The organism is uncultured Collinsella sp., from assembly GCF_959026545.1.
GTDB lineage: Bacteria > Actinomycetota > Coriobacteriia > Coriobacteriales > Coriobacteriaceae > Collinsella.
In genome coordinates, this window is record NZ_CAUFLV010000019.1 from 25,709 (window position 1) to 36,112 (window position 10,404).

Annotated in this window: 6 protein-coding genes and 2 tRNA genes; 3 read left to right on the forward strand and 5 right to left on the reverse strand. The window is 59.3% G+C overall.

Annotation, left to right across the window (positions count from 1 at the left end; translation table 11 throughout):
- The first annotated feature begins 230 nt into the window (after positions 1-230).
- Positions 231-1,268: a hypothetical protein gene (locus tag Q5Q88_RS08135; protein WP_302742859.1), complete on the forward strand. Its 1,038-nt coding sequence runs from the start codon at positions 231-233 to the stop codon at positions 1,266-1,268.
- 400 nt (positions 1,269-1,668) lie between these two features.
- Here Q5Q88_RS08135 and gdhA read toward each other — a convergent pair whose 3' ends face one another.
- Complete coding sequence (gene gdhA / locus Q5Q88_RS08140; protein ID WP_302742861.1) at positions 1,669-3,024, reverse strand: NADP-specific glutamate dehydrogenase; 1,356 nt, start codon at positions 3,022-3,024, stop codon at positions 1,669-1,671.
- 213 nt (positions 3,025-3,237) lie between these two features.
- On the opposite strand from gdhA, the gene Q5Q88_RS08145 reads away from it, so the two are divergent.
- Both Q5Q88_RS08145 and Q5Q88_RS08150 read left to right on the forward strand, forming a co-directional pair.
- Positions 3,238-3,314: transfer RNA gene (locus Q5Q88_RS08145), tRNA-Pro, on the forward strand.
- Positions 3,315-3,319: 5 nt separating this feature from the next.
- A tRNA-Gly gene (locus Q5Q88_RS08150) sits at positions 3,320-3,393 on the forward strand.
- 160 nt (positions 3,394-3,553) lie between these two features.
- On the opposite strand, the gene Q5Q88_RS08155 is transcribed toward Q5Q88_RS08150, so the two are convergent.
- From Q5Q88_RS08155 to Q5Q88_RS08170, 4 genes are all read right to left on the reverse strand, one after another.
- Entirely contained in the window at positions 3,554-6,991 is a 3,438-nt protein-coding gene (locus tag Q5Q88_RS08155; protein WP_302742863.1) for an exo-alpha-sialidase, read from the reverse strand.
- Between the two features lie 168 nt (positions 6,992-7,159).
- The gene (locus tag Q5Q88_RS08160; RefSeq protein ID WP_302742865.1) at positions 7,160-8,263 is read right to left on the reverse strand and encodes a sulfate/molybdate ABC transporter ATP-binding protein; all 1,104 of its coding nucleotides are present in this window, start codon (positions 8,261-8,263) and stop codon (positions 7,160-7,162) included.
- Positions 8,260-9,909 carry a molybdate ABC transporter permease subunit gene (modB, locus tag Q5Q88_RS08165; RefSeq protein ID WP_302742867.1) on the reverse strand — a complete coding sequence of 550 codons (1,650 nt, stop codon included), beginning with the start codon at positions 9,907-9,909 and terminating at the stop codon, positions 8,260-8,262. The genes Q5Q88_RS08160 and modB overlap by 4 nt, the downstream gene beginning before the upstream one ends.
- A gap of 96 nt (positions 9,910-10,005) precedes the next feature.
- Positions 10,006-10,305, reverse strand: coding sequence for an IS3 family transposase (locus Q5Q88_RS08170; RefSeq protein WP_302742869.1), 300 nt, complete (start codon positions 10,303-10,305; stop codon positions 10,006-10,008).
- Positions 10,306-10,404 lie beyond the last annotated feature (99 nt).

A 10,404-nucleotide genomic window follows, 5' to 3' on the forward strand; every position in this document is an offset into this window, starting at 1 on the left:
GAACATAATAGCAAAAAGAACGGCTATGCGCTTGTCCACAACAAGAAGCGTCAAAAACACGCATCACAGCTGCACATACCACAGCACATGCCCCTTCCGTGCGCGCCGCATCGCGGCAATGTCGCGCACATCGCGACATTGCCGCGTTTAAGAGCGGCCGCATTGGGTATCTCTTAACCCACCATGCTCGATTCCTCTGCCCTCCAAGTACGAAGGAGGAAGGATTAGTCATGCATGTTTCTCACACCATCATTCTCAGAGGACAAACTGCCCTGCGCGCCACCAGATGGGAGCGCCGTGTACACAGCACCATCACGTGGGCTCACGTCGACGAAGATGAGCAACGCCTTGCGTTGACTCGGGCAACTTGCCTTGCCTCCCGCATTGATTTCGAGGATTTCGAACGCAACGGGCTGCTGGAAGAAGATGAAATACTAGATGTTGTTGTTGGACGGGGTGCCAAGAGGAGCCCCTGCTCTAGGGTCACCGTGCGCCAATCGTCGCGTTTAGGTAGCGGCGGACTCATGCGCTTGCACTCCAACATATATGTTTTATCTCCAGCTGCGCTCGTGTGCGATTTAGCGGGAGAGCTGACTTTTGCCGAGCAGCTCACCCTTATTGAAGAACTCACCGGATCGTGGTCTCTTCCCGAACGCAATGTTGCCGAAGAAGATGACGATGGGCTGGACTTCATCGGCAAGGCAAGCGGATATTATGATTGCGAGCCCGCTACCTCACTTGAGGAAATACGCAAGTACCATTCCGATTCAAAATGGGTTGCGGGAAGAGAGGCGGCACGCCAAGCCATATCCGTTGCAACAGGCTCAAGCCGTTCGCCCATGGAGGCAATCATGTACTGCATGTTTGCCCTCCCCCACTCTCTGGGCGGATTTAATTGCGGTCCACTTAAACCGAACTACAAAATTGCGCTGATAGGAAAAGCCTCCATGCTGTCGGGATTGCCGTATGTCGTAGCCGATGCCTATCTTCCTCGCTTCAAAGCGATTCTTGAGTACAACGGTAGCTACCACGACGAGTCAACGATACGTCGTCGAGATGAGGCGCGGGCACTCGGGCTCATGAGCATGAACGTTGACGTATACCGGCTAAACGATCTGCAGCTCAAAGATGCGGCGGCACTCGAATCGGTCGCACGCACACTCTATCGGAGAAAGCAGATCCAGTTTAGTCCCCGAGCTCGTGCATACGCTTTAAAATGCTCGGAATTGCTCAGAGAATTGCGCCAGGCTGTCGGTCTCGGAAATTAACGGACTCGAGTATATGGCACTTGTTATGACTCACTTACAAAAAATGACAATGTGTACCTTTGAGCAGTGAGGAAAGGTGCCGAAGACGCTACTAAGCAACTTCGAAGGCATGGTGTACGAAGAAGAGCCCTTTTATATTTAACACCTGTTTGTTATCTCAACGCTTCAAGGCGTTTCACAGCAAATGCCTTCCTCAAAAGAGGTCCTTATCCGGATCCGAAGGTACATATTGTCGATATTTGTAAGTATTATTTCTCGGACAACATTTTCGAGGCGCCAGCGATCGGGATACCAAAGCGGGGCCCGCGCTCATGCGCGGGCCCCGCTTACGGTCAGGCACTGCCAGACCGGTTAAGAGCGCAAGGTCTAGGGGCTCCAGATACCCCGAGCCACGATGCTCTTAGACGATGCCCTGAGCCATCATGGCGTCGGCAACCTTCTTGAATCCAGCGATATTGGCGCCGACCATGTAATTGCCCTCGAAGCCGTACGCGGCAGCGGCATCATCGCAGGCATGGTAAATGCCGCGCATAATGCTCTCGAGCTTGGCGTCGACCTCGTCGAACGTCCAAGAAATGTGGCCGGCGTTCTGGCTCATCTCGAGACCAGAAGTGGCAACGCCGCCGGCATTCGCGGCCTTACCGGGCATGAAGGCGACGCCGTTCTCAATGAGGTAGTTGGTCGCATCGGTGGTTGTGGGCATGTTTGCACCCTCGCCGACTACCTTGCAGCCGTTTGCCACGAGTGCCTGGGCGTCCTCGAGAAGCAGCGTGTTCTCACGAGCGCACGGCAACGCGATGTCGCAGGGAAGCTGCCACACGCCGCGACCGTCCTCCGCGTGCCAAGTGGCACTCGGGCGAGCGTCGACGTACATGGCAAGGCTCACGCCGCGGTCGTTGCCGGAACGCTTCTTGTTGTAGATATCCTCGAGCACCTGATAGTCGATGCCCTCGGGGTCCTCGACCCAGCCCTTGGTATCGGAAGCGGCAATCACCTTGCCGCCAAGCTGGGAGACCTTCTGGATAGCGTAAATGGCAACGTTGCCGGAACCATGAACCACGACGGTCTTGCCCTCGAAGGACTCTCCGTGGCACTTGAGATGCTCATCGACGAAGTACACGAGTCCGTAGCCGGTTGCCTCGGTGCGAGCGAGGGAGCCGCCAAACGAGAGCCCCTTGCCAGTGAGAACGCCCGTCCACTCATTGCGCAGGCGCTTGTACTGACCGAACATGTACCCAATCTCACGTCCGCCCACGCCAAGGTCACCGGCGGGAACATCGGTATCGGGGCCGATGTGACGGTAGAGCTCCGTCATGAAAGACTGGCAGAAACGCATGATCTCGTTGTTGGACTTGCCCTTGGGGTCGAAGTCGGAGCCGCCCTTGCCGCCGCCCATGGGCAGCGTGGTAAGGGAGTTCTTGAAAATCTGCTCAAAACCCAGGAACTTGAGCATGCCCAGCGTCACCGTGGGATTGAAGCGCAGGCCGCCCTTGTAGGGCCCGATTGCGGAGTTGAACTCGACGCGGTATCCGCGGTTGACCTGACACTTACCGGAGTCGTCAACCCAGGGAACGCGGAACATGACAATGCGCTCGGGCTCGACCAGACGCTCGAGAAGAGACGCCTCCTCATATGCGGGCTCGTTGTCGACAGCGGGCGCGATCGAGGTAAGGACCTCGTCGGCGGCTTGGATGAATTCGGGCTGATCGGCATAGCGCTCGTGCAGCTCGGCGATGACCCTCTCGGTGTAGGTCATGGTTTGCCTCCAATGTATGAGAATGCTGATGCGGTGCATATAGTACTACGGCTGAATAGGGCAAAGGGAAAATGGAACGGACATGTTTCCTAGCGGTTTCGATGCGATGAACGCTCAATTGCCGATGACCGTTGCCGAATACACGCAGGTGCTCTATAATCGCTAACGCCTTGGGATAAGCAGGGTCTTGGTACCCCAGCTGCTCAGCACCTTCGGGACGTGGCGCAGTTTGGTAGCGCGCCTGCTTTGGGAGCAGGATGTCGCAGGTTCAAATCCTGTCGTCCCGACCATATTCGCGGGCGTAGTTCATCGGTAGAACCTCAGCCTTCCAAGCTGATGAGGCGGGTTCGACTCCCGTCGCCCGCTCCAGACAAAGACGCAGGCCAGAGTCGCTAAAACTCTGGCCTGTTTTGTTCTTCAGTTTTCATGGGGCACGCCGTGGGGCACACCTGCGCAAAATGCGACAGAAAACGCGGCAAGGAAGGCATGCCCCTTTGCCGCGTTTTCAGTCGAAAGCACTTAGTGCCGGTTAGTTCTTACGCCGAAACAATCTGACACCGATGGCGGAAAGCGAAATGCCCGCAGCGCTCAGCAACCCAACAGTCGCAACCGGGTCGCCTGTGCGGGGCAGCGATGCGCCGCCATTCGATCCCGTAGAGCTATTGGGCTTCTGATCGGTCGCGCCGCCTGTTCCGCCACCAGGTTCTTGCTCACCGATGGCCGGCAACACAACCCGCTTTTCATCTCGGTACACGTTGCCCTCGAACTCGACCTCGGCTGTGTACACCACCAACCCGTCCTTGGTCTCGGTCGGCTCCGTCCGCACACTCGTGACCTTGCAGGCAAGCTCCTGAGTCTCACCGCTCGCCGTATGTTTGAACGTTGCGGTCGCCTCCGAGTAATCATCGGACCAGACGAACTCGGGAGCAAGGTAGCCCGCGACGGTGATGCGGTACACGGTGTCGCCCACCATGGCATCGGTCACGCCGGGAGCCACACCCGTGACCTTGAGGCGCTGATCGGTGCGCTCAGGATCGACCTTGACCACATGCGCGTATTTATTACCCTCACCCAACGAAGGGTTGAGCACAAAACGCTCCTCGCCCACTGAAGCGACGATGAGATACTGGCCACCGTCGACCACCTGAGCGGCATCGGTCACGCGAACATATCCGGAGATTGGCGATGTGCTCGCATCCTCCCCCTCCTTGGCTGGACGATAGAGCTCCATGGAATCTCCAGCAAGGTCATTACCACCGCACTGGTCGAAGCAGGCTTTGCCGTCGCGCCAAAAATGCAGGTGCTTTTTCGTGCTCGTGTCATAAAGCCTGAACAGGCTGTTCGCCTCGGACTTGAGCTGAATGACGCCCGCCTGCCCCTGCCCGGGGAGACCCGCCTTCTCGATCTTGAGATATGCAGTCTCGCCGTCCTGCGTTGTACCGGAAACGGTCCAGTTCTCGCCGTTCGCGGTGAACGTGAAAAGCGCATCGCTCAAACGAATAGCCTCGCCCGCAAACGAGTTGTCCGAACCCAGGCTGCCGGGAATCTCACCCCAGACCTCAGAGAGCTTTTGAGACGTGACTTCGCTGGAGGCGATGCTTTCATCGGGCTTGTGGGTGATTTCGACACCATTGACGCCCAGCGTCGTGCTCTCGCCGGGGCTGACAACGACCTCGACGAGCTTCTCGGGGGCAACCGTCACCGTGTAGCTGACGCCAGACGCAGGGTCGACAAACTCCACCACGCCCTCACGCTTGCCCTCAAACGTCACCGTCGAAGTACCGTCACCATCATCCTCGACCTTGATTCCAAGAATAGCGGTGTCGACATTCTCATATCCCTTGAGCGAACCCTCGATCTCAAACTCGATCTCGCCGTACAGGGGCACCGATACATTCCGCTCGTTGCCAATCTGAGCATTAGGGGCAATATCTTTGATGGAGAAACTCTCGTACGTAATGCTGTCGGCACTTGCCGCGGTCTGCTTAGTCTCGTACAAGATGCCAATAGATCCATCGGGCAACTCGGTCATGGACGAATAGGCGAACCAGGTGCCGTTCTTGGTGACATCAAAGGTGTATTCCCAGCTGATGCTGCCGTCATCCTGCACCAAACCGACATTGATCGTGCCATTGATGCGGCGGCTCGTCGAAGGACAGGACAGGATAATGGCAGTCTTGCCGTCGATCTTCTCGGAATAGGTGATCGCGTTGATCTGGCACCCGGTGTCGATCGTAAGCCCCGAGGCGGGCAGACTTTTCTCATCCCTCCACGTGACACCGTTATCGGTGGAAACGGCATACCAGCCGTGGCGGGCGAACAAGTAGAGCCTGCCATCGGCTTCGACTACCGTGGACTCGGAAGTCTGGTTCTGCAGGTTATTGCTGCGGTGCCACGTGACGCCGTCATCGGAATAGATGGTACTCGTGTGGCCGTCGCCCTTACCGTACTCATAGGTGTAGCACGGCAGGATGATGCGACCCGTCGAGGTCACAACGCCGCGGCCTGGTCCCACACCATAGAAGCAATCATTTTTGTCGACACTCGTGCGTACCTGCTCGTTGAGCATCATCGGGTCAGACCAGCTGACGCCGCCGTCGCTCGAACTAACGAGCCACAGGTACGAAGTGGCCGTCACATGCAGGTCGGCGTTGAAATAGAACACGTTCTGCTGGACGTAATCGCTGCTACCCAGCTGTTGACAGTACACGGGATCTTTGTTCTCGTCGAACAGGAAATACTCCCGGTCAACGTAGAACTCGGTGGCTCCGCCGTCCACCTTGATGGCGGGAGCGTAGCCGTCGGCGCCAAAGTCGCCGACGTAGTGTGTGTAGCCAGTTCCACGCTCCGCACCGACGCTGCGCTGCGTATCGGGGTTAGGAGACGCAAAGAGCACGAGGCGCTGCTCGCCATCGATCTCAACATAGCCGCTCGCATTAACGGGATGGTTATTCGCGGCGGAGTTGAGCGCGACGCCGCCCGGCCACAGGTCGACCATCATGTAGACGGTGCCCTCCCTCTCGACCATCACAGGATCGATGAACGCCGTGGCATGGCTGTTGTACGCGTTCGTGCTGTCGTTGAAGTAGTTGGGGAAGCTGTAGTTCCAGGTCTTTCCGCCATCGGTGGACTTGCTGACGATGGTATCGAGGCCGCCGGCATCGCCGAGCGTGGTCCAACGTGCATCGATAGCCGAAAGCAGGCTGCCATCTTTGAGGGTGATTAACGAGGGGATACGGAAGTACTGGCTCCCCGCGGTCCCAGGAGCAAAAGGCTGGTCATACGTGACGCCGGACGCGGGCTTGTCGTTCGGAATCACGTTCGGGGTGACCTCGGTCTTCTTGTATGCAACGAACCCATAGGGATCGGTCGAGACCTTCCATGAGCCGTTGGCCGTGTTGTTGAAGGCGAAGTAGTACATGGTACCGCTGACCTCACGACCGATGGAGAAAGAACCGTCGTCCATCCGCTCGATCTTGAGCACCTGAGCCTCGTCGCCGGGAGTCGCACCACCTGCGGAGATGTTCAGGTACTTGCCGCTCGCCGTGTTGGACTTGACGGTGTAGCCGCCCTCGACCGCCTCGATGGTCCACTGGTGGGCACCGGTGCCGGCAAAGTTGCCGGCGGTGCAGTCGGCGGGATTCAGCACGTCGGAGAGAGCAGACGTTTTACACTTGTCCAGCGCCGCCGCACCATCCGTGTAATGCAAAATGCGGTACTCCGTCTTACCTGAACCCGAAGTAGCGGTGGTGGTCACGAGGGAATACGTTTGTCCCGACTCGATCTCGCCCGTCACCTTTTGGTATTCAATCGTCTTGGGCAGATTCTCCGTGCTCCCCTGCACAGCCGCCTCAAGCGCGCTGGGCCCAGTCATCTCGTACGCAATCGCGACCGCGGGTGCCCAGGAAAGCGCGAGGACCGTCCCCGCCGTCAGCGCCGCCACTGCCAGTCGATGGTTTTTTGCCATATCCGATTCCTCTCGCGCCCCGGCAAATCTCGCCGATACCATGCACACAACGAATTCACCATATGTATTAACTGGGTTTGTAGGAATATGTATTAGGCGAAAGGCACGTATCCCCTGCTAAGCGGAGGCAAGCGTTGGTGGTTGAACGCGTGGGAAACCGTCACATCATCAACGCGAGACCAACAGCAACCGGCTAGCATCAAAATGGAGACGAAGCGTCTCGCCTTCACGGGGCAGCTCGTCGCTCGGCGTGTCCACCATGTCGACCTTCCACTGAATACGTGAACGAGCGCCCGCGAGCGGCGGATCGAGCAGCACCAGCCGCTCGAAACGCGAATCACTCACGCGCGCCACATGTAAATCGAAGCTGTTGCGGCGGCGCTTCCCCGTCTCACACGAGCGGTCTCGATGTATGTGGCGCGCGCGGACGCCCACAAATGCCACGTCATCCGGGACTTCGCGACCCACGTCGAAGGTCATCCCCCAGTCGACGGCCTCGACGCGCGTAGCAGAGACCTTGCGCGCTCGCGAAGTGTTCTTGCACCCCGTCAGGCGCATGCCGGCAAGCGTCTGGGGGCGCGTCATGAGCTCGCCCGCCGTGCCGCACTCCTCGATCCGCCCATTGTGCATCACGCAGATGCGATCGCACAGTCGACACGCCTCGTCGATGTCATGACTCACGTAGAGCACCGTGCGATGCACCACCGAGAACACGTCGAGCAAATTCTGCTCAAGCGCGCTTTTTAGATAGGAGTCGAGCGCGGAAAAGGGCTCGTCGAACATGAGGATCCCAGGGCGGGCGGCGAGCATGCGCGCCAAGGCGACGCGTTGCTGCTGTCCGCCGGAGAGCTGGGTGGGATACCGGTTGGCATAATCGGCCATGCCGAAGATGTCCAAAAACTGTCGAGCGCGCACACGATGATAATCGAGCTCGGAGCCGTGGCTGGGATACGCACGGCCGGCGTGCGGCATACCCGCGCAAACGTTGTCCTCGACCGTCATATGTGGAAAGAGCTGGTAACTCTGGAACAGTAGCGCCGTTTTGCGCTCTTGCGGCGAAAGGTCGATACCGGCACGGGAATCGTAGAACGTCACGCCGTTGACCACGATGCGCCCTTCATCGGGAGTCTCAACACCGGCGATGCACCGTAGCGTGCAACTCTTTCCGCAGCCAGACGCCCCCAGCAGGGCAACGCGCTCCTCCCCCGCCTCAAGAGATACGTCGAGGGAGAACCCCGGATATCGCTTCTTGATGTCAAGACTCAGGCTCATGCCGCACCATCCTCAAACAGCGAACGTAACGCCTCGCGATCGATGCAAAGTGCGTCACCGCCGGTTTCCTCCAACCCGTCGCGCACGGAATCGGGTCGAGCGCCGGAGTCCGCAAGACGAGAGACTCCGCGCGCCCGATCGCGACGACGACCCGCCACCGAAGCGCAACGGAGGGCACCGGGTGCCGTGCCGCCATCGCGATACCCCTGATGGCGAGCAGTGTAGGCATTGATCCCCCATACCACGAGGAAGCTGAACGCAATAACGACCACCACCCAGAACAAGGCGACGGAGGTGTTGCCGCCCATCCACTCGAAGTAGATCGCGATCGGGATGGTCTGCGTGATGCCCGCGTAGTTACCGGCAAAAAACAGCGTGCAACCGAACTCACCCATAGCGCGCGCGAAGGCGAGCACCGTGCCTGCGGCGATGGAGGGCCAGGCAAGCGGCAACATGATCTTGCGGAAGATGCGCGACTCCGGCCATCCAAGCGTGCGAGCCGCATCCAACATACGTGAATCGAGCGATTCAAAGGCGCCGAGCGCCGTGCGGTACACGAGCGGGAAGCTCACGACCACCGCGGCGATGACCGCTGCCTGCCAAGTAAAGACGAGTGAAACGCCGTGTGCGATGAACCAACGGCCCAGTGCGGTCGACTGCCCGAAGATCATGAGCAGCAAAAAACCGCATACGGTGGGCGGCAGGACCATCGGAATCGTAAAGAACGAATCGAGCAGCCCCTTGATGCGGCTCGACGTACCCACCACGCGCCATGCGGCGAGCAGTCCGAGCACAAACGAGATGACGAGCGCAAGGCCACTCGTTTTGAGCGAAACCCAGAAGGGGCGGAAATCGATGGACGAGAGGAACTCCGCGGCACGTTCAGTGGGGCCCACGGGGGCATCGGTGACCACGTCGGCGGCGGAAACAAGCTCGGCATAGTCGCACCATAACGCACCGGCGCCCAAATCGATGCCGGCTGCACGAGCCTGCTCAACCCCGGCTTGGCCCTCCGGTGCCGCCGCCCACGTCACCGTGGCAAACCGCGATCCATCAGCAGCGCGGGCATTGAAGCGATACCGGTAGTCCCCGATCGTGAACACGTCGTCGTAAACCAACATGTACGGAACGTCCATGCTGGAGAGCAGGGCACCTCCCATACTCGCTTCCTCATCGAGGGCACAGATCATGGACCATAAGACGGAATCGTTTTCACCCACAAACGGATACAGTCCCAACTGCTGCGCCACACCCTCGTCTATGTGTACCAGCGTCATTTCGGGCGTCCTGATCACCACGACGCTCGCCTGGTTGGAGAGCGGGATTCGATAGCCTTCAGGCGCGCCGTCGGCGATGCGGGCCGTTCCCTTTGCCAGACGTTCGAAGCCGGTGACCCCGAACGTCGAATCCTCGAACGTCGCCGAGCCCTCAGAGGGTATCTCGACCCGATCGAGATAGTCGGTCAAACTCCGCTCCACGGCCTCGCCGGCGTAGGCACGAGCCGGGGCGACGGCGATGCAGGCCAAGGCGATGAGGATAGCCACCAGCATGCAGACGGGGATGCGCGCCGGGCATGCCCGCAAAGGGCCTCCGGCATGAACCGGGCGCCCTGAGCCCAACAGGAAGTCCACACGTCTGCTTCCCACGGGTCAAACACCTACCAATCAGCAATCTTGCAATCAAAAGGGGCGACCGCGATGGTGAACTGCGCCCCGAAACTTGGACGCGATAAATCATAACCGCTAAGCGGCCTCCCGAAGGGCCTGCTCCCGGAACTCCACCGGGGTCAGGCCCTTCAACCTGACCTGGCGCCTCACGTGGTTCCAGTGGTGGATGTAGGCCTCGAGGTCGCGCTTGAACTCCTCGAAGTCGTCCCAGTCGCGCCCGCGGAAGAACTCGTCCTTCATGTGGCCGAACAGGCCCTCCGTGCAGGCGTTGTCGAGGCAGTTGCCCTTGCGGGACATGCTCTGGGTGACGCCGAGCCCCCGGAGCCTCCCGGTGAAGGCCCGGTGCTGGTACTGCCAGCCCATGTCCATCTGCATGACGGGCTCCGCGCCCTCCGGCATGGCCTCCGCGAGCCCGTCGAGCTGATGTGGCTATACTAAATTGGACAGTCGGATGAGAGTCTGAGGGCCCTTCGA